General features: G+C 53.0%; 21 protein-coding genes and 1 pseudogene. 18 read left to right on the forward strand and 4 right to left on the reverse strand.

The genetic code is table 11. The annotated features are described in order from the left end of the window. Positions 1–3 precede the first annotated feature (3 nt). The 9 genes from rbsB (at position 4) to FHS19_RS04650 (ending at position 7,682) form a co-directional block, all read left to right on the forward strand. Complete coding sequence (gene rbsB, locus FHS19_RS04610; protein ID WP_183579235.1) at positions 4–927, forward strand: ribose ABC transporter substrate-binding protein RbsB; 924 nt, start codon at positions 4–6, stop codon at positions 925–927. A 369-nt stretch (positions 928–1,296) separates the two neighbouring features. Then, entirely contained in the window at positions 1,297–2,547 is a 1,251-nt protein-coding gene (locus tag FHS19_RS04615; protein WP_183579238.1) for a S8 family peptidase, read from the forward strand. Positions 2,548–2,797: 250 nt separating this feature from the next. Continuing rightward, entirely contained in the window at positions 2,798–3,079 is a 282-nt protein-coding gene (locus FHS19_RS04620) for a hypothetical protein (RefSeq protein ID WP_183579241.1), read from the forward strand. A gap of 80 nt (positions 3,080–3,159) precedes the next feature. Further along, entirely contained in the window at positions 3,160–3,669 is a 510-nt protein-coding gene (locus FHS19_RS04625; RefSeq protein WP_183579244.1) for a DUF4871 domain-containing protein, read from the forward strand. Between the two features lie 191 nt (positions 3,670–3,860). Next, the gene (locus FHS19_RS04630; protein ID WP_183581436.1) at positions 3,861–4,343 is read left to right on the forward strand and encodes a DinB family protein; all 483 of its coding nucleotides are present in this window, start codon (positions 3,861–3,863) and stop codon (positions 4,341–4,343) included. An 84-nt stretch (positions 4,344–4,427) separates the two neighbouring features. Next, entirely contained in the window at positions 4,428–4,724 is a 297-nt protein-coding gene (locus FHS19_RS04635; protein ID WP_183579247.1) for a YciI family protein, read from the forward strand. 259 nt (positions 4,725–4,983) lie between these two features. Next, the gene (locus tag FHS19_RS04640; RefSeq protein ID WP_183579250.1) at positions 4,984–5,952 is read left to right on the forward strand and encodes an acetylxylan esterase; all 969 of its coding nucleotides are present in this window, start codon (positions 4,984–4,986) and stop codon (positions 5,950–5,952) included. Positions 5,953–6,060: 108 nt separating this feature from the next. Then, complete coding sequence (locus FHS19_RS04645) at positions 6,061–6,585, forward strand: cysteine hydrolase family protein (RefSeq protein ID WP_183579253.1); 525 nt, start codon at positions 6,061–6,063, stop codon at positions 6,583–6,585. 278 nt (positions 6,586–6,863) lie between these two features. After that, on the forward strand, positions 6,864–7,682 hold the full coding sequence (locus tag FHS19_RS04650) for a methyltransferase domain-containing protein (RefSeq protein WP_183579255.1): 819 nt from the start codon (positions 6,864–6,866) through the stop codon (positions 7,680–7,682). Here FHS19_RS04650 and FHS19_RS04655 read toward each other — a convergent pair. Further along, a complete protein-coding gene (locus FHS19_RS04655; protein WP_183579258.1) occupies positions 7,672–8,292 on the reverse strand; it encodes a TetR/AcrR family transcriptional regulator in 621 nt (206 codons plus the stop codon). The genes FHS19_RS04650 and FHS19_RS04655 overlap by 11 nt on opposite strands. A 186-nt stretch (positions 8,293–8,478) precedes the next feature. On the opposite strand from FHS19_RS04655, the gene FHS19_RS04660 reads away from it, so the two are divergent. From FHS19_RS04660 to FHS19_RS04680, 5 genes are all read left to right on the forward strand, one after another. Then, entirely contained in the window at positions 8,479–9,684 is a 1,206-nt protein-coding gene (locus FHS19_RS04660) for a YhgE/Pip domain-containing protein (protein WP_183581438.1), read from the forward strand. Between the two features lie 213 nt (positions 9,685–9,897). Beyond that, positions 9,898–10,818 carry a helix-turn-helix transcriptional regulator gene (locus FHS19_RS04665; RefSeq protein ID WP_183579261.1) on the forward strand — a complete coding sequence of 307 codons (921 nt, stop codon included), beginning with the start codon at positions 9,898–9,900 and terminating at the stop codon, positions 10,816–10,818. Between the two features lie 143 nt (positions 10,819–10,961). Continuing rightward, entirely contained in the window at positions 10,962–12,479 is a 1,518-nt protein-coding gene (locus FHS19_RS04670; RefSeq protein WP_246426495.1) for an MDR family MFS transporter, read from the forward strand. 176 nt (positions 12,480–12,655) lie between these two features. Then, entirely contained in the window at positions 12,656–13,501 is an 846-nt protein-coding gene (locus tag FHS19_RS04675) for a MerR family transcriptional regulator (RefSeq protein ID WP_183579267.1), read from the forward strand. A 101-nt stretch (positions 13,502–13,602) separates the two neighbouring features. After that, positions 13,603–14,367, forward strand: coding sequence for an SDR family oxidoreductase (locus FHS19_RS04680; protein ID WP_183579270.1), 765 nt, complete (start codon positions 13,603–13,605; stop codon positions 14,365–14,367). Between the two features lie 129 nt (positions 14,368–14,496). On the opposite strand, the pseudogene FHS19_RS04685 reads toward FHS19_RS04680, so the two are convergent. The 3 genes and pseudogenes from FHS19_RS04685 to FHS19_RS04695 form a co-directional block, all read right to left on the reverse strand. Then, positions 14,497–14,805 (reverse strand): annotated as a pseudogene (locus FHS19_RS04685) (luciferase domain-containing protein); the annotation flags it as partial. 42 nt (positions 14,806–14,847) lie between these two features. Beyond that, the gene (locus tag FHS19_RS04690) at positions 14,848–15,732 is read right to left on the reverse strand and encodes a haloalkane dehalogenase (RefSeq protein ID WP_183579273.1); all 885 of its coding nucleotides are present in this window, start codon (positions 15,730–15,732) and stop codon (positions 14,848–14,850) included. A gap of 221 nt (positions 15,733–15,953) precedes the next feature. Continuing rightward, positions 15,954–17,003: a permease gene (locus FHS19_RS04695; protein ID WP_183579276.1), complete on the reverse strand. Its 1,050-nt coding sequence runs from the start codon at positions 17,001–17,003 to the stop codon at positions 15,954–15,956. Positions 17,004–17,296: 293 nt separating this feature from the next. Between FHS19_RS04695 and FHS19_RS04700 the strand changes: the two genes are divergently transcribed. The 4 genes from FHS19_RS04700 (at position 17,297) to FHS19_RS04715 (ending at position 23,230) form a co-directional block, all read left to right on the forward strand. Next, positions 17,297–19,030, forward strand: coding sequence for a histidine kinase (locus FHS19_RS04700; protein WP_183579279.1), 1,734 nt, complete (start codon positions 17,297–17,299; stop codon positions 19,028–19,030). Between the two features lie 14 nt (positions 19,031–19,044). Continuing rightward, the gene (locus FHS19_RS04705) at positions 19,045–20,379 is read left to right on the forward strand and encodes a response regulator transcription factor (RefSeq protein WP_183579282.1); all 1,335 of its coding nucleotides are present in this window, start codon (positions 19,045–19,047) and stop codon (positions 20,377–20,379) included. 119 nt (positions 20,380–20,498) lie between these two features. Beyond that, on the forward strand, positions 20,499–22,229 hold the full coding sequence (locus tag FHS19_RS04710; RefSeq protein WP_183579285.1) for an extracellular solute-binding protein: 1,731 nt from the start codon (positions 20,499–20,501) through the stop codon (positions 22,227–22,229). Between the two features lie 110 nt (positions 22,230–22,339). After that, positions 22,340–23,230, forward strand: coding sequence for an ABC transporter permease (locus FHS19_RS04715; protein ID WP_183579288.1), 891 nt, complete (start codon positions 22,340–22,342; stop codon positions 23,228–23,230). The last annotated feature ends 11 nt before the right edge of the window (positions 23,231–23,241 follow it).

Here is a 23,241-nt window from a genome sequence, read left to right on the forward strand (position 1 = left end):
ATCATGAAAAAAATAACGCTAGTTTTAGCTGCACTCTTGTTGATTCTGACCACGGGCTGTTCGCTGGAACCGCCGGAATGGGCCAAGCCCAAGACGGGCGGCGACATCAAGGAAATGAAAATCGGCTTGTCCGTCTCCACGCTGAATAATCCGTTCTTCGTCTCGCTGAAGGACGGCGTGGTGGCCGAAGCTAAGAAGCAGGGCATGGAAACGATCGTCGTTGACGCCCAGAACGACTCGGCCAAGCAGAGCAACGACGTGGACGACCTGATCCAGAAAGGGGTCAACGTGCTCCTGATCAACCCGACGGATTCCGCCGCGATTTCCACCGTTGTGCAGAACGCCAACGATTTGGGTATTCCGGTCATTACGCTGGACCGTTCCTCGGACAAAGGGGATGTCAAAGCACTGGTAGCATCGGATAACGTCAAAGGCGGTAAAATGGCGGCCGAATACATCGTGAAGATGCTTGGCAAAGGCGCCAAAGTCATCGAGCTGGAAGGCGTGCCTGGAGCATCCGCAACCCGCGAACGCGGCAAAGGCTTCCACGAAGTGGCCGACACGGATCTGAACGTGATTGCAAAACAAGCGGCCGATTTTGACCGGACCAAAGGTCTGAACGTCATGGAAAACCTGCTGCAGGGCAACCCGGACGTGCAAGCCGTCTTCGCCCACAACGACGAGATGGCGCTTGGCGCGATCGAAGCGATCCAAAGCTCCGGCAAAAACATCCCGGTTATCGGGTTTGACGGCAACGAGGACGCGCTGAACTCGATCAAGGCCGGCAAGCTGACCGCCACCGTGGCACAGCAGCCTGAGCTGATCGGCCAGATGGCCGTGCAGGCGGCGAAGGATGTGCTGCAGGGCAAAACGGTCGATAAGTCGATCCCGGCTCCGCTGAAGCTGGTGACGAAGGATCAGCAGTAAGATCACAGTGAAGAGGTAAATAAGTCAGCAAAGAGATAGGTTTTGATAAGAGAATGATAGAATAAGAAGATTTGAGATTGTTAATGCCCCTAGGTCTATCTTACGCCAAAGCTGGCGTACGAAGGACGGGGGCTTTTTTGTGTTCATAGAGAGGCAGGAACCGCCGCCGGCATATACCAAACATGGCGCAGAGTGCACCCCGCGAACCGGACCGGGGATATCCGTATCCGTACCATTTGGGCTTCATGACTCTTCCGGGCGTTTTGGGTAATTCCTAGGCTAACGCTGAGGCAGCATGGCAAAAGCACACCATTGCGGGCGATGTCACATATTCTATCAGGAATACATCCTCCAAATGAGGTGCATACAGTGAAGCAGCTGGAGAAGTTATTGAAAAAATCGGCCGTCAGCCGTCCGAGCAAAACGACAAGCCGTCAGATCGTCGTGTTCAAAACGCAGCAGGATTACCATCAGTGCCTTGATATGCTCAACGCAAACGGAATCAAACCGGTGAAGTCCGTGGACAGCCACCGGCTGATCTGCTGCCATTTTCACCGCTCCACGGATATGGAAAAAATAAAACAGCACCCCCGCGTTGCTTATGTCCAGCGGGACGCCAAAGTGAAGGCGCACGCGATCAAACCTGCTGCCGTCAAACGCGGCGGTGCGAGAAAGGCTGCCAAGAAAAGAGCATTGGTGGACACGGCCAAAATACCCTGGAATGTCAGCAGGGTGAAGTCGCCCGAGCTATGGAACAGGACGATGGGCCAGGGGGTAAAGGTCGCCATCATCGACACGGGCATCGCCAAGCATCCGGATCTGTGTATAGCGGGCGGTGTAAATACGATCACCGGCGGATCGTTTCAGGATGACAACGGTCACGGCACGCACGTGGCCGGAATCGCGGCGGCCACCGGACGGCAAAAAATATTTGGCAATGCGCCCCAAGTAAAGCTGTTCGCCGTCAAGGTGCTGGACCAAAACGGAAACGGCTTTGTTTCCGACATTGTGGAAGGGATCGACTGGTGCCTGAAACGGGGAATCAAAGTGATGAACATGAGCTTCGGGCTGACCGGATCAGGCAATAGCAAGGCACTGCGGGACGCTGTCAAACGGGCAGCCAAGCAGGGGGCCGTCATTTCGGCGTCCGCGGGAAACGAGGGGACGACGTTCAGCCCGCTGATCGACGCCCCCGCCCGTTATCCCGAGACCATCGCTGTTGCGGCGACGGATCGAGCGGACCGGGTCGCCGATTTTTCGAGCCGGGGGAACGGCATTTCCGTCGCCGCGCCTGGCGTCGACATTTTGTCGACCCTGCCCGGAGGCACGTACGGCAGAATGTCGGGGACTTCGATGTCGGCTCCTCATGTGACAGGCGGCGCCGCATTGCTGAGGGCTCTGTCCCCCAGGATGAGGCCGGCCGAAATTAAACGCCGTTTCGAAGCCAGTGCGCTTCAGATACCGGGGGGCCGGCAGGCGGTTGGCGCCGGACTGCTGCAGGTCGCACCCGCGGCGGTAGCTTCAGGGCGCCGGTTCCCAAGCAAGGGGCAGCGCTTGAAGAAGGCGAAGTCTGCGTCCCGGCCGGTGCTGCTGATCCCGTCCGGACGGAGCAAGCGGTGAGAAGGAGCAGGCGTGAAGCCTGCTCCTTTTTAATGGATTGACGCTGGCTGGATGAATGGTTCACCAACCACTGGAGTGCCCGCAGCTGCACGGGTGACTTCAGGGTAGTCTAGAATGGATAGGCTTTTTGGTTTTGTTTATGGCCAAGCCTATAGATGTTTGGGGTGGAATAGTGGGTAAAAGGCAGACTTCACTTGAAAAATATGGTATATAGTAAGGGATGGAGCAGTGAAAGGAGTGGAGTGGTGGAATGGTAACAAGAAAATACCGGATCCTCTATGCCTGTTCCATGATCGCAGGGCTGATCCTCCTTTTCTTGGGACTGGCACTTTGGATACCCAGAACGACGAGATCGGATACGCCCGATACGTATTATATTCTTTGGTACTGCCTGAAACTTCTGCTTCCCACCGCCGGCTTACTGCTTATGGTGACCGGATCCTTCGTTTATTCCGCTTACAAGGACTTATACCGGGAAATCCGGGAACTGAAAGACCATCTCCGATCACTGGAGAAAAAAGTATCCGGTTAAAAAAAGGAGACGGCCGGCAGAAGGTTTATGAAAAAATCCCTTTACCTGACGCCTGACTCAAAAACTAGGAGGAGTGTATTTTGCGATTCATATTGGCGGCATTCCTGTGTGTCTTCCTGCTGTCCGCCTGCAACGAAGTCAAGCAAGAGACAGCAGTGGGATCGGAAGATTGGCAGCAGAGTCCTTCATTTACGATTTCCAAATCCGGACCTGATGGGACTCCGGTGCCGTACGGGCTCAAGGGCAGCAAAGACAAATTTGCCATCGTAGACGGTTTAGTACAGGCGAATTCGGATAACAAGCAGCTCCTCCATTTTTGGGGTGACACGCCGGAAGAGACCGGCCGGCTGCTGGATAAAGAAGTGGAAGTCATCGGAACCAGCCGGGAGACGGGGGAGCAGGTGACGGCTTTTGAAGGGAAGACGCAAATCCAGAATGACGATCCTGTGATGGAACCGCGAGAGTATGTCGAGTCTGTTGGCTATCTGAAACTGCCGGCCAAAGGACTATGGAAGCTGGACGCCTACATCGACGGGAAAGTGAGTGGAAGCATCGTCATCGAGGTACAAGACAAGCCCGGGCAGCAATGACTCGTAGTACCGCACCGCTTCAGCGGGACCGAGCTTCGATTGATTGTTCTACTTGAAAGGAAGCGGTATAAAACGGGTATATTTTTATTTTCCATTGTGCCCCCGCACTTGATATGAGTAAATGAAATAGCCGTTCAGGCATGAAAGACAAAGATAGATTCCGATAAGAAAAGATACGGAGGAGATTGCTCATTAAAACGTTATTCCAATATAATTGGCAGGTTCGTGAAGATTGGTTCCGCTGGTGTGAGAGCGTACCGGAGGAGGAGCTGCTTCGCACCCGCACAGGCGGAGTGGGCGGAATTCTGCACACCCTGTTTCATATCGTCGATGTGGAATGGAGCTGGGTTCGATGCCTGCAGGGAAAGCCGGATTTTCAGGAAAGCTTTGACGGATACCGCAGCCTGGGTAAGGTGCTGAAATTGCAGGAAGCGTTCAAGCCGGAAGTGGAGGAATTTGTTTACTCCTGGAATGACGATTGGGAATATAACGTATTCCGCGATGTCCATCCGGACGGCCACCCCGTTGAAGATAAATGGGGCGAAGTGATCCGGCATATGATCGCTCACGAGATTCACCATGTCGGGCAGCTGTCCGTCTGGTCCAGGGAACTCGGGATCAAGCCCGTCTCCGCCAATTTGATCGGCCGGGGCTTGATGGATCGTAAAGCATAATTGCCGTTTTTTCTACAGAACATTGATCCCTCGCTATTATCCGTTATAATGATATGAGAACATACATTCGGATGGAGGGGCTTAATGAGAAGCTTTTTGGTGCTGTTAGGGAATAAACAAACCGGGAGTCTCGGCGCGGATTTATTAGAGCAGCATGTGCGGCACCTGGCGGCGATGAGCAGCTTAGGCCGTCTGCGGTTATGCGGACCTTTTACAGACGAAGGCGGTGCGGTGATGATGTTCAGCGGAGGCAGCGCCGAAGAGGTTGAGGAATGGGTCATGCAGGATCCGTTTGTCAGAGAGCGGTACTATGGCTCTTACGACATCAAGGAATTTACGGAAGCGAACGAGGCAAACCGCTGGCTGATGGGTAAGCCATAAGCGTGACACGCTCGATGGAGAGTGTGCGGGCAAACCGTGTTTCTATCCGTGTAGTACGGTAGAATTCACGGTTTTTTTGCGTGTTGGGGAATTTGACGTGCCCGCTGACGACTCCAATATATGCGGAGGTGAAGCTGGCTGTCCTTTGGTATAGTCCGGCGGTGCATGATTAGATTTCTTATGGAAGGACCGACGTAAATATCGGTGCAAATACGGGGTATATCCGGTATACTGCTTGGTATGAAGGAGGATGATACCGATGGGCTACACAGATGAGGTGTCGAAGGAGCTGTACAGTTACCTTCCCCCTCTCACCAAGAAAGACGATTTCGACGAGTTTTGGGAGACGACCATCAGGCAGGCCAAGGAGGTTCCGCTGGACCCGGAGCGTACGCTGATCGATTATCCGGCTCGGCATGTGAAGGTATACGACGTTTCGTATTGCGGAATGGATGAGACGAGAATTTACGGCTGGCTGATCGTTCCCGCTTTTGAGTACAAAGAGAAATACCCCTGCCTGATTCATTACCATGGCTTTACCGGCAGCAGGGGCAAGCCTTCCGAGCTGATGCACTGGGTGATGATGGGGATGGCTGTATTGTCGGTAGACTGCCGTGACCAAGGCGGATTGACCGGCAACAGCGCTTCATACTCACACGGGTATGTGGCGAACGTGGCCAGCAAAGGCGTACATAACAAATGGGAATATTATTACCGGTATGCATATATGGATGCGCTGAAGGCGATCGATTTTGCCTGCGCTCAAGAGGATATCGACGCTTCACGAATCGTGATCGAGGGCGGCAGCCAAGGAGGTGCGCTCGGGACGGCGGTATCTGCCCTGGACGACCGTCCTGTGCTGGCGATGGTTGATGTGCCAAGCAACAGCAATCTCGTTTGCCGGATCGAAGGCAATCACGGAGCTTACGCTGCGGTAGCCGAGTATTTGAACCGCCATCCGGAGCAGACGGATCTCGTGATGGACAACCTGAGCTATTTTGACACGATGAATATGGCCGATCGTATCGCATGCCGGGTACTGGCCAGCGTTGGACTCAAGGACGAAACCTGTCCGCCCCAAATGTATTTCGCGACCTATAACCGGATCCAAAGCGACAAGGACATCGTCATCTATCCTTTCAACGGACACGAAGGCGGCGGAGCCGGTCAAACCGAAGTTAAACTAAAATATTTGCAGACGCATTATCCGGACTGGTTCACGGCATAGCTTAAAGTTACGGATTGACCGGGAACGTATGTTCCGGTATGATGGTTTCAAGACAACATGCGGCTATGAACACAGAACCAATGAATACATCCTGGAAGGGGAATGCAAATGAGCAGCGGTACCGCCTTATTGGTCATTGACGTGCAGGAAGGCATGTTTGTACCGGAGTATCCCGTTTTCGACGGCGAAGCTTTGTTGGACAAGATCCAAGGTCTTATCACGGAGGCGCGCTCAAGCGGTGTACCTGTTGTGTACATTCAGCATAACGAAGAACCCGGCGAGCAGTTGGAGCCAAACAGCTTTGCCTGGCAGATCCAGTCCCGAATCGCTCCTGCCAAAGGGGAGATCGTTGTGCAGAAATTTACGCCCGACGGATTTCACGAGACGGACCTTCAGGAGAAGCTGTCGTCGCTTGGCGTACAGAGGCTGATCGTATCCGGAATTCAAACCGACATGTGTGTCGAAGCTACAAGCAAACGCGCAGGACAGCTGGGCTACGAGGTAGTTGTCGTTGAAGACGCCCACACGACGTATGACCAAGGCGGCAAGAGCGCCCGGGAGATCATCGAGGAATATAACGGGATGTTCCGCGATTTTGCGATGGTTCAGCCGGCGGCAGCCATTGCGTTTTAAAGTAAACCGAACCCCGGTTGAAATGAATCAGTTAACACTTAGGGAATAGTTGGGAATAGAGCCTACGTTGATGGCAACGGGGCTCTTTTTTGTTGCAGCTCATGAATGATGGGGGAAGGAAGGCTGCACAGCTTACCTGTTGGGATGTCATTGATCACGTATTATTTATAGGTAATAACTATTAGGACTATACGATTTATATATTAGAGCTATAAGGGTGGATTGTGTAAGCTTAACCTGAACCCAATCATCCGGTTTTGAACAGGAGGAGGCAGCAAATGAACGATGAACCGATTACCCGACGTACGGAATTATCCGGCAAACTTACGGACGTTCTACAGACCAGAACGCTGGTATTATCGCATCCCATCTTGAACGGAATGTTAAAGAAAGGCCTGTCGGTAATGGATGTCGGATGCGGCACGGGCGCCATTACCCGCGGCATCGCGGAAGCCGTTGGCCCAGAAGGCAGAGCCGTTGGGGTTGATCAAAACCCCCATTTGATTAAGCAGGCAAGGCAGACGTATGGAAAGGTTCCCGGGCTATCGTTTACCGAAGGTGATATCTATTCGCTCGAGGAAGCGCTGGTGGATTGTCCTGCGTTTGATATCGTCACCTGCTCAAGGCTCATGGTCTGGCTCCCCGATCCGTTGACGGCGCTCAAGGCAATGGTCAAGGCGGTAAAGCCTGGCGGAAGGATCGTCATTGCCGACTATAATCACGAGAAAATCACCTGGTCGCCGCAGCCGCCTGCCAGCATGCGCGCATTCTATTCCGCGTATTTGCGTTGGCGGGAGGATGCCGGCCTGAACAACCGGATTGCGGACGATCTTCCGGACCTGATGCGCCAAGCAGGATTGGAACAGGTCTCGGCCATTCCCTCACATGAAGCGGTGCGGCGGGATGATCCCGATTACCCGCAGCGGTCAGGCCTGTGGGCAGATACGGCTTCCAGCCGGGGGCCGCAGATGGAGCGCGATGGATTCATAACACGCGGGGAATATGAACTGGCGGAGCGGGAGTACCGCCAATGGGTTCAGTCCGAGGCTGAATCCATAACGATGTACATGCTTACCGTCGTGGGCGTCAAGCCTTAGGATCCGATACGGTTATGCCTGCGGCAAAGAAAGGACCCCGGAACGTGAGCAGCGACAGAATGCGTGCCATCTCCGCCGGCGTTTCCTGTCTTCCGCTCATCAGCCACTGCTGGATAATGCCGAGATGGGCGGAAGACACATAAGACAGGAAGTATTCGGCGGGGACCTGCAGGTTCTCTTTGCGGATCAGCGGCGATAAATTTTTCTCCAGCAGATTTTTCCGGAACATCGTTTTCAGCTGCGATTGAAAAGACACGTCTCCCTTTGGCCCCAATATGGCTTTGAGAAAAGCCGCATGCTCCTCGATATATTCGAAAACGGTAACGATCAGGGAGACCGAAATGCCGGTTTCCCGATACGTTTCCAGATCCTCTGATGTCGCCTTCGTAATGATCGCGATGATCCCCTCAATCACTTCAGCTTCGCTCTGTTCGAGCAGGTCGAATTTGTCGCGGTAATGCAAATAGAACGTTCCCCGATTAATATTCGCCCGAGTCGTAATATCTTTTACAGACACGGCTTCAAAGCCCTTCTCTTCAATCAGCTCCGTCAGCGCATCGCGGATGACCAGCCGCGTCCGCACGATCCTCCGGTCCGTGTTCCCATCCATGTGATCACTCCTTGAATCCGAGGTAGACACTTTAAAACAATGTGTTGAGTAATGCGCACATTCCGGTTTATTGTTCATTGAACCGTCTATGCGATCTTATTATAATGAGTTTGCCTGAGATAATCAACGCGATGTTCATTATCTTGAACAAACTATAAAGGCATAGGAGTGATGCGTGAAATGAATTTGATGAAGCAAAAGCTGGTGTGGGTACTGCCCCTGATCTTGGTTGCCGTTATATTTGTGTTTAGTTTGGCGATGATTCCGACCATCAATCCGACCCCGGTCCGTTTGCCGATCGCATTGGTCAGCGAGGATCGAGGCGTAACGCTGCCGAACGGAACCGCAACGAATATGGGGGAAACGCTGACCGAAATGATAAAACAGCAGACCTCGTCCACGGCTTCAGCAGATGGACCGGCAATTGAATGGGTTTATGTGAACACGGAACAGGAAGCGATGTCCGGTTTGGATGAACAGAAATATTATGCCGCGCTGGTGGTTCCGGCCGATTTCAGTCAGAATCAAGCGACGCTGCTGACGGAAAAACCGGTACAGCCTCAGCTGCGCATTTACGTGAACCAAGGCATGAGCGCTTCCGCTTCCACCATGGCCGGTCAGGTGCTGAACCAAATCGTCGACACGATGAATGCGAAGATCCGCGCTGACCTGCTGGCTGCAGCCGGTAATCAGGGCGGTAAGGTTACGGTACAGCAGGCATCCGTGCTTGCGGCGCCGATTGCGAAGGACGTAAAAAATGTCCATGAGACAGGCACGCATACTGCGAACGGAAACGCACCGGTGTCGTTATTCCAGCCGATCTGGATGGGCAGCATCTTGGGCGGGGTCATTTTCTATCTCGTCATCAGCAAGCTGAACTTCGTTAACCGCAGATCTATGCTCGCTGCCCGAGTCATGCAGACCGTTGCGGGAGCTGTTCTGGCATTCATTGCCGGGTTTGGCCTGACCTGGTTTGCCGGGAGCTGGGGACTTCACATTCCGGACGGAATGGCCACGGCAATATTTCTGTCACTATGCTACTTTGCCTTTTTCCTAATGATCTCCTCGGTGCTGTCCTGGGCAGGGCTCAAGTCGATGGTGCTGTTCGTCCTGCTGCTCTTCTTCGGCGCTCCCCTGCTGAGCCTTCCTGCCGAGATGATGGGATCGTTCTACCGCGACTACGTGTTCCCCTGGCTGCCGATGCGGTTTATGGTGGAAGGGCTGCGCGAAATGTTCTTCTTCGGCCGGGGCCTGGAATGGAATCATTCGGCAGCCGTGCTTACCGGTATTGCCGCGGTTAGTCTGGTTGTCCTGCTCGGCTCGGCTCTGAAGGGCCGGCAAAACCGGCAAGCGGCAAGAGGTAAGGTCGAGACGCAGACCGCAGAGGCATAGAGAAGGCGGCCCATGCCAAAAATCGAAGCAAACAAGTGGAGGGGCTTTTGATGAATGCGGTAATCATGGGTCAAATCAGCAAACGCTTCGGTCGGGCGCGTTCATCCTTCTAAATATTTTTGCGCTGAAGAAGTACCGTAAATTATAATGAAAGCGTAGAAAACTGCTGACCGTTCGTAGGACGGCGGCGAACAGATGCAGGAGGAAAAACCATTGAAGCTCGAACGCATCATATCGATGATTTACATGCTGCTGAATCACGAAATTATTACCGCGTCGGCGCTGGCCGAGAAGTACAACGTTTCGCAGCGGACCATATACCGGGATATCGATGTCATATGCGCGGCTGGGATTCCAGTGGTGTCCTATCAAGGGGTCAAAGGCGGTTTCGGCATCATCAAGGATTATAAAATGGAAAAAAGCCTGCTCGGTTCGTATGACGTCGGGTCGCTCGTGACACTGCTCTCCAGCATGTCGACCGTGTTCGAGGACGAAAAGGCCGCCGAAACCATACAAAAGCTGAAGACCATCCAGCACGAAAAGGATTCGCCGGTCTTGTCGATGAATCTAGCAAGCCGGCAGTTGTATAACGACTCCCTGCGGCTGCTGCGAGCGGCGATCACGGAATGCTGTGTCGTGCGCTTCAAATATATCAATGCCAGAAACGAGAAGACCGAGCGCATCGTGGAGCCGGTGCGGCTGATTTACGAATACGACGTCTGGTACCTGTTCGCTTACTGCCGGGACCGCCAGGATTACCGGAAATTCCGGCTGTCCCGGATGGCCGACCTGCAGGCGATGGGGGAGCATTTTACGAAGCACAAGCATGCGGCTCCCGAGGAAGTGACGTTTAAGCATCTGCACAACCAGGGAAACCCGGTGCATGCGGTGATTCATTTTTCCGCCGACTGCCTGGCGAGAGCCATGGATTATTTCTATGGAGCGGAGAAAACGTATCTCGACGACGGTTCGTTCCTGCTTAGCATTACCCTGGAGCATATGGAGCGAACGCAGTGGCTCATTCCGATGCTGCTCAGCTTCGGCGACGGCGCCGAGGTGAAGGAGCCCCCGGAGCTTCGGGAGGCCGTCCACGCCAAACTAAAAAAAATGATTCGGAAATACTCAGAAGTATGACATACTGTTGTCATACTTTTTTGTTTACACTGAGAATCGGGTTAAAGAGAAATCAGAAATTTAAAGGAGTGTTTGAGAACGTGAAACCTGCACAAAAAAGCAGTCTTCCGGTCGTCATCGCCGGCCTGCTGCTGGGCATCCTGATGGCCTCGATGGATAACACCATCGTCGCCACGGCCATGGGAAATATCGTGGGAGAGCTCGGCGGCATGGATAAGTTTGTATGGGTCACCTCGGCCTACATGGTGGCGGAAATGGCCGGGATGCCGATCTTCGGAAAGCTGTCGGATATGTACGGCCGCAAAAAGTTTTTTGTCTTCGGGATTATCCTGTTCATGCTGGGGTCCGCGCTGTGCGGCACGGCGACCACGATCACGGAACTGGCCTTGTACCGGGCGGTTCAGGGCATTGGCGGCGGAGCGCTGGTCCCGATCGCGTTTACGATCATGTTTGATGCGGTCCCGCTGGAGAAGCGCGGCAGCCTCGGCGGTTTGTTCGGCGCCGTATTCGGAATGTCCAGCATTTTCGGACCGCTTCTCGGGGCGTACATAACGGATCATATCGCCTGGGAGTGGATTTTCTACATCAACCTGCCGCTGGGCGTCATCGCCTTCATCATGGTGGCGTTCTTCTACAAAGAGTCGCATGAGCATTCCAAACAGCCGATCGACTGGTTCGGCGCCTTCACGCTGCTGGGAGCGGTCATCTGCCTCATGTTCGCCCTGGAGCTGGGCGGTAAGGAAATCGCCTGGGATTCCTGGGAGATCCTCTCCTTGTTCGGAGGATTTGCGGTGCTGCTGATCGCCTTCCTGTATGCCGAGACCAAAGCGAAAGAGCCGGTCATTTCGTTCGGATTGTTTAATAACCGGCTGTACGCCACCAGCGTCCTTGTCGGCCTGTTCAGCGGCGCGGCGTTTATCGCGGCTTCGGTGTACATTCCGATCTTTATCCAGGGTGTTCTGGGCGGTTCGGCCACCAATTCGGGCCTGGTGCTGCTCCCGATGATGGTCGGATCGGTCGTCACGGCGACGCTGGGCGGCAGTCTGATGAACAAAATGCCGTACCGGAACATTTTGATTCCGACGCTGCTGTTATTCCTGGTCGGCACGGCCCTGGTCGCTACCTTATCGGTGAACTCGACCCGGCTGATCGTGACGATCTATATGATTCTGATCGGGCTTGGAATCGGCGCTTCGTTCTCGGTGCTCGGCAACGCAGCCATTCATGGCCTGGACTACCGGCAGAGGGGAACGGCCAGCTCTACGCTGAACTTCCTGCGCTCGCTCGGCATGACGATCGGGATCACGACCTTCGGATTGATTCAGAGCCATTCGTTTACCCATGAAATGACGAAAGGGTTCGGCTCTGCGGGGGCTGGTGCAGCAAACGCGGGAGGAGCCGCGGCAATGCCGGCGGGGCTCGATATCAAGGATCCGCATGCGCTGCTGGCTCCGGAGACGCGCTCGCTCATTCCACCTGAAGTGCTGCATAACATTTCCGAGATGCTCGCCTCTTCGATCGTCCAGACGTTTGCATGGGCCTGCGTGCCCGCGATTCTGGCCCTGCTTGCGGCGCTGTTTATGGGCAGCAAGAAGCTGGATCATACGGCGGAGGTTGCTCCAGCAGGCGGCGAAGGGAAGGAGTATTCTCCGGTTCATTAAGTAAAGTTGAGCAAAGCTCACCACGGCTGCAATCTGGATGCATCATGGATGCTCTGGACTGCAGCCTTTTTCTTTGGGAAATCAAGATGCTTTGGTGAAGCAACCCCGAATTGACGCAGCAGCTGTACCTCCATACAATGTAACTGAGATCTTACCTGGGAAGGGAACGGAAGAGCATGTTTAAAATCAGTGCGTTTGCCAAAATGAGCGGGATATCGATCAAAACGCTGCGTTATTACGACGAGCTGGGAATTCTGAAACCGTCCGCCGTGGACGAGAGTTCCGGGTATCGGCATTATTCCGCCGATCAACTGCTGACGGTGGAACGCATCCGCGCTTATAAAGAGCTTGGGCTGACACTGGAACAGATCGCTCCGCTGCTTCAAGATGAGGGGACGCCGGGTACGGCTGCAGGTACGCTCGCCATGAAGCGTGCCGATCTGGAGACCGCCATCCAGGAAGCACAGCGTCAGCTGAAAGAAATCGACAGGAGAATGCAGCGGTTGGAACAAGTCGGGACGGCCCCGGTGGGAGGACCCGAGGCAGTAACGCTCCGCGAGCTGCAGCCGCAATGGGCCGCCTCGGTCAGGGATACGATTCCGCGGCAGGACCTCTGCCTGCTGGTCAATGAGGTCAGGGACTACGTCATGGCTGGCGGCTGCGGAACAACGGACGGACCGCTGATTCTTCTCTGGCATGACGCGGGCGGGGACGGCCAAAGGGAAGTCATTGACGTCGAGGTGGCATTTCCCCTGGAGGAACCGACTCCGGAACGCGGACGCGTCCGTATCGTAGAGCTGCCCGGCTACGATGTCGCCGCATCCCTGATCCATGACTGCAACCCCTATGCAGCGCACTGTCCTGCAGCAGAGCATGTCATGGCATGGGCCGCTTCGCAGGGATATGAACCGTTAACCGGAGAGCCGCTTCGTGAAGTCTATATTGCCGCCGAACAAGACATGTACGGGAAAATCCGCAGGTCGGAAGTATTCCTCCCGCTGCGTGGTACCCGGAGCTCTTGATTGGGTGTTGTTGAACAAAGGCTCACTCCAGGTGTTGACTCTCCCCTTGAGGGGAGGGTGTACAGTGGGTTTACAAACCACAGATGAAGGAGTGAGCAGGAATGAACAGATTGGAAGGAAAAACAGCTCTCGTGACCGGAGGCAGCCGGGGGATAGGAAGGGGCATTGCACTGCGTCTTGCCTCTGAAGGCGCGCTTGTCGCGGTCCACTACGGCAGCCGCAGGGATGCAGCGGACGAGGTCGTACGGATGATTGAGGAACAGGGAGGCCAGGCGTTTGCCATATGCGCCGATCTTCACAACATCCAAGGCGTCCATCGTCTGCTTGAATCACTGGATGCCGAATTGACCCGGCGGACAGACAGCCGCCAGTATGATATTCTGGTGAACAATGCCGGTATCGGCACATCCAAAACGATGGAAGAAACAACGGAGGCAGACTTTGACGAGGTGTTTGCCGTGAATGTGAAAGCGCCGTTCTTTCTCGTGCAGCAGTCGATGGATCGGCTGCGGGACGGAGGACGGATTATCAATATTTCCTCAGGCGTGACCCGAATCGCATTTCCGCATATCATGTCCTACAACATAACCAAAGGGGCGGTGAACACCTTTACGCTGCACCTTGCGAAGCTGCTGGGTCCGCGCAGTATTACCGTCAACGCCGTGCTGCCCGGCATCATCGACACCGATGTGAACGCCTCCTGGCTGAACACGCCGGAAGCCCGACAGGGAGCGGCCGAAATGTCCGCTCTTGGACGGATCGGAGAGGCCGCGGACGTCGCGGACGCCGTCGCTTTCCTGGCTTCGCCGGACGGCCGCTGGGTGACGGGACAAATGCTCGACGCGACAGGCGGTTCGCATTTATAAGTCATCCGCGTTCACGTTTTTCCGTGTGGCACCATGGTTGCCATACACATCGCTGGACCGAAAAAGAAACAAGCGGCTGGATGACTTAGCCGCTTGTTTCTTTTTCAAAGCTGGAACCATGTATCTTTTTTTCATCAGATATTCATACTTGAAGCGCAAAAGTTCGATTGCATGGGTCATATCCCTTTCAGACTTCAAATGAATAGATACCCAACCCGAATGAGGGAACATATGATGCGGATTGGCAAGACCGGTGGCTACCACGTCATCCCGTTTCGATTTTGGCAAGAGCAGATCAACCAGATGATCCCCATGTAAATGACCGATTTCTTTTCCCCCATAAAGAAATTCAATTCCGCCGAATCGGTGGGGGTTAACCGTTACTCCAGTCCATGACAGCAATTCTTCAGATAGGACTTCCCTTCGAGAAATGGTCATCTGATCATGTTCTCCTCTCCACAAGCAGATTTCGTCCAAGTTCTATTTCAGCCTTTTCAACCAGGAGGCAATGGCCTCTCCCACCTCATCCGGGGAATCTTCCATCGGGTAATGAAGCCCCGGCACCGTCACCTCGGTCTGCTCCGGCCAACTGCGGCAAAAATCCAGTTGGGATTGCGAAGCTCTTCCCGGTTCTGCATGGATGAATAATTTGGGGACGGGGCTGTGTGCCAACCAGTGGCCATAAGCCGCGACAATTTCGTTCACTTCCGCCGTCGTTGACTCGTCGTCAAAAGGAAGCTGCCTGGCCCAGGATAACATTGGACGACGTGCTTCACCTGGTTCGGCAAAGGGCCGGTGATACTGCTCCAGCTCTTCCTTCGTTAACTGACGAATGACATTGACGGGAAGATTGACATTCAGGAAGGAGTTTTGTTCCAGGATCATCTTTTCCCCTTCTTCAGACCGCAGCGCTTGAAAGATTTTGCGCCCTTGTTCCGGCATCTCGCTCCAGCTGCTGGATTTGATGATCGCTTCCATATAGACGATGCCGTCGACAGAGTCAGGATGCCGCCGCGCCCAGTCAAAGCCTAAAGCGGAGCCCCAGTCGTGTACGACAAAGGTGATCTTCTCATGAATCCCAAGCTGGTTAAGCAGCTCGTCGAGGTACTTCCGGTGCTGGGCGAAGGTATAGGCGTCCGGACCGCTAACCGGCAGTTTATCGGAATCTCCCATCCCGACTAAATCTGGGGCAATGCAGCGCCCGGCATTTTGTGCGTAAGGAATAATGTTGCGCCATAGATAAGAAGAGGAAGGGTTACCATGCAGGAAAACGATCGGATCGCCACTACCGACATCTACATAAGCCATCTCTAAATCATAAACGTGTTGACGCTTTTTTTCGTAAGGAAATGCTCCGCTAACCATACTTACCTCACCTTTCTGCTCACACCGCTGCCGTTGGGCATCGAGTGTGGTTTTTTAGTTGACTTGTAAACTTAATCCAAGGAAATGATATCGCAATTAAGTTGAATAGTCAACTAAAAATTTACCTAAATTTTACTTGGTCCCTCATTCATCCAGCGCAAAGAAAAAAGCAATCCATCCACGAACATCCTGTGGATGGATTGCTTTGAGTTTCACCGCAATTACAGCAGCCAAGCGCCAAGCAGGCCGCTGATCAGTCCGGTCACGATGACCGCGCCAAACACGAACAACAGCACTTTCCGCGGGAACGACTTGGCCACGATCAGCATGGACGGCAGGCTGACTGCCGGGAGCGTTACGAGGAGCGCGGAGGCCGGACCCGTACCGACGCCCAGAGACAGAAAGGACTGGATGATCGGAATTTCGGCAGCCGTCGGAATGACAAACAGCGTGCCGACGACGGCGAACAGGATAATGGCAGCGATCCCGCCGCCAACCCATACCGGGAATAAGGTGGACTGGAAAGCACCCAGCAGCAGGACGGCAATCAGGTAAGCCGGAACGACGCTCAAAATCATCATGCCCAGGCTCTTGGCCCAGCGGACCAGGAACGGTCCGCGGTCCGTTTCCTTGACGGCCGTCGCTTCCTCCAGAGGCTCTGGCACTTCGGACGAATCGGCAAAGCGGTTCGCGAAGTAGCTGACGCCGAACGTGAGGGCCAGTCCCAGTACAATGCGCAGCAGTGTAAATTTCCAGGACAGCACGAAGGCCATAAAGATGAGCGTTGCCGGATTCAGCAGCGGATTGCCGAGCCAGAAAGCGAGCGCCGCCCCGACGGACACGTTGCGTTTGCGCAGTCCGCTCGCAATCGGGGCGGCACAGCAGGTGCACATCATGCCGGGCAGGGAGGCGACCCCGCCGATCAGAGTGCTTTTAAACGTCGTTTTCCCAAGCAGCTTATACAGCCACTGGACGGGCAACAGCACTTGGACCAGCGAACCAAGCAGAATGCCAAGAACGGCTGCTTTCCACACCGATTTGAAGTATGTCTCCGCGTAGGAAACCGCCGAGTGCCAGGAAGGCGCCGATCCGTCCGCTCCGAGAATGGACGATCCGATGCTGTGCTCGGCTGCGGCTTTGAATGCTTTTTGATAGTACGGCCACCATTTCACATAAGACAAGCCGATGGCGGCGATGAGAATAAACAGAACCACGAGCCAAATCGTTTTTCTGTGATTCAGACGATGAATGTCTGGACTAGTGGGTGACATGGCGATCTATCCTCCAAGCGTATTAAAAATATGGGATGAAGCAATTCCGGCAAATCAACCTAAGTTGCAAGCAATCTATTATATCATAAAACTGGACAAAACGGGGGAGAGGTCCCTGGGTCAGGCCGGCCGAAGGACATTTATCCTTTAGAAGGACAGCCGGAAGAGGATGTGGGCTGTTTTTGCTGAATTATTGTTCCAGGGGCAAAACGAGAATTTTATCGAAAAATGTAAGTTTTACGAGTATGCTGAGGGCATGCTTATCAGCGATATTTGACAAACGGGGGTAGAGCATGAAGCTGCAGTCTGCAGGAAAGGCATCGCGATGGTACGTGTATCAGAAAATCGTCATCGTTTTTATTTTATTTTTGCTTCCTCTCATTTCGATGAATATTTGGCTTAATTATAAAGGGATGTCCATCACCAAGGATGCGATTTTGAAGTCATCTCTGGCGGGTGCGTCCTTCTACAGCAAGCAGCTCGATAAAGAAATGTACTTTATCCGAAACCTGCAGCTCCAGCTGTTAAATGACAAAGATCTGCAGAAGCTCAGCTTCCGGGGCAGTATGCTGGAAAATTATGAAGAGGTGGAGCTGATCGATCAGGTCCGGGACCGGCTTGCGACACTGACCGTTTCCAGTGAATATGTCGTGAATGCGGGCGTGTACGTTGAAGCCGTCGGCAAAACCATTTCCACGGACTCGGGTGTGACCAATACGCCCAATGAGGAAATGAAGCTGATCTCGTCGCTCATGGCCGTTACGCCAAAGCCATCGTTTTATAGGAGCGGAAGCCGGATCTTTTTCATCGAAACGGAAAATAATGGCGCAGTCTGGTCGTATATCGAGATTTCCAGATCCAAGCTGCTGGAGGCTTTGAGGGAAATCGCCAATTTGTATCCGCAATCCGAAGTGCTGCTCGGGGATAAAGAGGCGGGAACCGTTCTGACGACTGCGCAGGAACAGAGTGATTCCGCTGCGGTGTTGGGGTTTTTCGATGATGAAGGCCTGCATAATCCGAATACGCCCGAGATGCGGAAGATGCACGGCGTGAATTATTTTATTACGCCACATGACGTCAGTTCGCTGCATTTATCGCTCGTCATGTATGTGAATCAAAATGAGATCACGCGCCCGTTGAGCCAATTTATCACATGGTTCTACACGCTGTTTATCATCGCGATCATCGTGATGATCCTGTACTCTTTTTCTGTCAATCTGATGATCCACAGGCCCTTATCCAAACTGGTCAAGGCGTTTCATATGATCGAGACCGACAATCTGAACATGATGATCGAATCCAAAACGAAGGATGAGTTCCATTACGTCTTCAACAGCTTTAACAATATGGCACGCAAGCTCAAAAATTCGATCGAGGATAACTATGAGCAAAAAATAGCGCTGCAGCGCTCCCAGCTGAAGCAGCTTCAATCCCAGATCAATCCGCATTTTCTGTACAACAGCTTTTTTAATATTTACATGATGTGCAAAGTAGGCGATTCGGACAGCGCCGCCGAGCTCTCCCAGCGTCTCGGCAGCTATTACCAGTACATTACGAGGAGCGGTGCGGACGAAGTCCCCTTCGATAAAGAATACCGTCATGCGCTCGATTATTGCGATATTCAGTGCATCCGTTTCTCCAACCGGGTACATTTCGAATACGAAGAACAGACGGAAGTCCCCGCCGCAATCACGGTGCCGCGGCTGATCATTCAGCCGATCGTGGAAAATGTGTTTGAGCACGCCTTTGAAGACGGCATGATGGAAGGTAAAGTGTACATCGGTACGAAATACCGGGAAGGGAAGCTGTGCGTTACGGTCGAAGATAACGGGAATTTGGCTACCGATGCCATGATCGAACAGCTCAGCAGCAAGCTCGCCAGGGATTCGAAATCAATCGAGAACACGGGTTTGATCAACGTGAATAATCGATTGAAGCTCAGGTACGGGCCGGAGAGCGGCTTAACGGCGTCAAGAAGCAAACATGGCGGCTTAAAAATCAACCTGACTATTATACCAGAGACATAAAAGGAGGCAGCATCATGTACCGATTGTTGATCGTGGATGACGAGCCGGTTATCGTAAACGGGCTGATTCAGCTTTTTCAGGAAAATACGGAATTCGAACTCGATGTATGTAAAGCCTATTCAGCCGCGCAGGCGCTGAGCATCGCCAAAAAGATGAAGCTCGACATTTTGGTCAGCGATATCCGGATGCCCCAGAAAACCGGTCTGCAGCTGGTCGACGAAATCGCCTACTACTGGCCGCACTGCAGAATTATTTTTCTGACCGGTTACAGCGAATTTGATTATGTGCAGGCTGCGCTGCGGAAGAGTGCGGACAATTACATCTTAAAAACCGAAGGCATCGACCCGATTTTTCGGGCCGTTGGGGAAGCCTGCCATAAGCTTGACGAGGACAACAGCCGCAGAATCCGGGAAGAAAAGGCCAGCATGCATTTTCAAATCGCCGCCCCTGTTTTGAAAAATGAACGCATCAGAAGAATGCTGAAAGGAGAATCTGCGGCTTCGCTTTTGACCGACCCGCGGTACGAAGAGCTGGATTTCCGGCTGAACGCGGAAGAACCGGCATTTTTAGTGCTCAGCAGGATTGACACCCTGGAGGATTTGAAACCGCAGGAAGCGGTGGAATCCGTGCAAAGGGCGTTTACTAATAACCTGCCTGACTCGATCGTCTGTGAGCCCTCCGTATCGGATGAGCAGATCGTTGTGTGGATGCTTCAGCCGCAGGCGGAACTGCTTGGACGTTTCCATCACCCTGATCCGGAAGCCCCTGCTTGGAAAGGATTCACGGCATATATGAAGGGGATCCTGGAGCTGGTGCAAAATGAATGCGAAGGCCTGCTTGGCGCATCGGTGTCATTCGGCGTTTCCGGCGATTTAAGCAGGGGCTGGGAGACGATCCGGGACCAATACAACACGCTGCTCGGAGCACTGGAGTCCAGAGCCTCGCTTGGCCACAAGATGATCGTGATTGATATTAAGCAGGCCCATCAGGAATTTTCGCCGGATCCCGGGCAAATGAAGCAGGAAGACATGAAATCCTGGGTGGTCAACCAGATTCAGAGCTTCATCCAGCACCATTTGTCCGGAGGCGTGTCCCTGACCGCGATTGCAGAGCATGTCCATTTCAATCCGTCCTATCTGTCACGCTACTACAAACAGATGACCGGGCAAAATTTGCAGGATTACATCCAGTCGAAAAAACTGGAATGCGCGCTTCACCTGATGCAACACACCAACCTGAAGTTAATCGAAATTGCCGCCCGGGTAGGCTTCGATTCGCATTCCTATTTTACGACGTTCTTCAAGAAAAAGATGGGGGTTTCTCCCCAGGAATACCGAAACTCCAAATAAGTAAAGAAAGTGAAAGCAAAGTAAAAAACTCAAAATTGATAGCGCTTTCCTTCGGAATCTATAATGATGACGTGAAGCGATCACAAGATGACAGCATACAAAGGGGGAAGGCCATCAATATGAAATTAAATAAGACATGGAAATTGCTTTTGCTCGCCACGGTATCTCTTTCGTTATTCACGGCCTGCTCGAGCCAGGGGAACGACCCGGCGGCAACCTCAGCCGCAGACCCGGCATCCAAAGAAGAAACCAAGAGCACAGACGCGCCGCCCGAACCGCTCGGCAAGTATCCTGATACGGTAACCGTAACGGAGGTGCTGGGTTATAACCCGCCAGAGGACCCGAGGACGCCGAAAGGCATCACGCCTGACCAAAATGCTTACCTCAAAGATCTGAAAGACATGTTAAATATCGAAGTCAAATACAAATGGACCGTTCCATCCAGCCAATTCGAGCAAAAGTTCTCGCTCGCGATGGCTTCGGCCGATCTGCCGGACATGATGGAGCTGGACCAGAAAAACTTCGAAAAGCTGAAAAAGCAGGGCATGCTTACGGATTTGACCGCAGCTTACAACGATTACGCTTCGCCGGAATTGAAGAAATACATGGAGTCCGACGGCGGTTTTGCGATGAAGACGTTCTCCGAAGACGGAAAGCTGCTCGGTATCCCTGCATTCGAAGACCCGTTCCTGTCGACGCAGCTGCTATGGCTCCGTAAGGACTGGCTGGACAACTTGAAACTGCAGCCGCCCGCCACGATGGATGACTTGGACAAGGTCGCAAAGGCATTTGTTGAGAACGACCCGGACCAAAACGGACAAAACGATACATACGGCGTATCGCTGCAAAAAAATCTGTTCTTCTGGGCTTATGATCTGAGAGGTTTCTTTAACGGCTTCGGGGCGTATCCGTCGATTGGCGACAATCAATCGGCCTGGATCAAGGACAGCAGCGGCAAGCTGATTCCCGGCTTGATTCAGCCGGAAGTGAAGAATGCGCTTGGCAAGCTGCAATCCTGGTATAAAGACGGCATTTTGGACAAAGAGTTCGCTTTGAAGGACGAAAACAAGGCTGTCGAAGATATTACGGCAGGCAAAGTCGGCATCGTCTACGGGGAATGGTGGTATCCCAACTATCCGCTGAACCTGAACGTGGACAAGGATCCGAAGGCGGAGTGGATCGCCATTCAAATTCCGGGTCTGGACGGTCCGGGCAAATCGCTGGTGCCTAAGATCCGGAGCGGAAAAGTATATGCTGTCAACAAGAAAATGAAAAATCCGGAAGCCGCTATTAAGATGATCAACTTCTACATCGAAAAAGGCAAAAAGAAATACATGGAACAAAATAAGGCGGAGAACGGATACGTCTACAACTGGTTTAATCCGCGGATCTACAATCCGGCCCAGATCGATACGATCTACACGGAAGTCAACAAGGCACTCGATGCGAAGCAGACCGAAATTACGCTGGATGATGAGAACTACAAAAATGTGGCCGATGTGTTCAAAGCAACCCAGGATTACCTTGCTGGCAATACGGCGAACGCTTCCAAAGGCGTAAACTGGGGCCAATACTTCAGCCGCGCGGCGAAAGACGGCGGTTGGGGGATGACGCGGAAGATCAAGGAAAGCGGAGCCTTCGTGAACAACGAGTTCTTCGGATTGCCGACGGAAACGCAGGTTGAAAAGGGTGCCCAGCTCGATAAGCTGATGCAGGAAGCGTTTACGAAGATCATTTTGGGCGGATCCCTGGACGATTTCGACAAGTTCGTTCAGAGCTGGAAATCCCTAGGCGGCGATCAAATTACCAAAGAGGTTAACGACTGGTACAGTCAAGAGGCTGCGAAATAATTCGATTCGCGATTGCCGCTAGCAATCCTGAAATGAAGTGAAACGGGAGGAGGAGCCTGCTTGAGTACCGGCGATTCCTCCTGTTTACGATTGAACGGGGAGGTCCATCTGTGAGAACGCTGAAAAAGGAATATATCCTTCATCTCATGCTGCTGCCCGGCGTTATCGTGACGCTGATTTATGCCTACGGCCCGATGGCCGGTCTCGTCATGGCTTTCCAGCAGTTTGAGCCGCTGTCCGGCTTTTTTCATTCGAAGTTTGTTGGTTTTGACAATTTCAAATATGTGTTTGCCATGCCTGACTTCAAGCAGGTGCTCTGGAATACGATTGTGATCGCGGTTATTAAAATGGTGTTGTTCCTGCTGGTTCCGCTAATCCTGGCATTGCTGCTGAACGAAGTCACCAAGCGGTGGTTTTCCCGCTTTATTCAGTCGGCCGTATTTCTGCCGTTTTTTCTGTCCTGGACCGTTCTTGGCGGCGTCATTATCGAGCTGTTTTCCCTGAGCGGACCCGTTAACGGACTGGTGACGGCAACGGGACTGAAGCCGATCATGTTTATGCTGGACAACGAGTGGTTCCGCGGCATCGTGATCGGGTCCGACGTCTGGAAAGGAATGGGCTATAACATGATCGTCATGCTCGCCGCCATCACTGGAATCAATGCCACGCTGTACGAAGCGGCTGAGGTGGATGGTGCGGGAAGATGGAAGCAGATGATTCATATTACGCTGCCGGGTATGGCACCGATATTGATCTTACTCGGAGTCCTCAGCCTTGGCGGGATCTTGAACGCCGGATTTGAGCAAATTCTGATCATGTATAACCCGACCGTGTATGAGGGAGCGGATATCATTGATACGTTCGTTTACCGGCTTGGTATGTTCAGCCAGCAATTCGGACCTGCCGCCGCCGTCGGATTGTTTAAATCCGCGATATCTTTGGTTTTGGTGTCGCTAACTTATTACGCGGCTTACAAATACAACAATTATCGCATTTTTTAGCTGGAGGCAGA

The sequence above is a fragment of the Paenibacillus rhizosphaerae genome (genome assembly GCF_014192015.1).
In the GTDB taxonomy this organism is placed as follows: Bacteria; Bacillota; Bacilli; order Paenibacillales; family Paenibacillaceae; genus Paenibacillus_AQ; species Paenibacillus_AQ rhizosphaerae.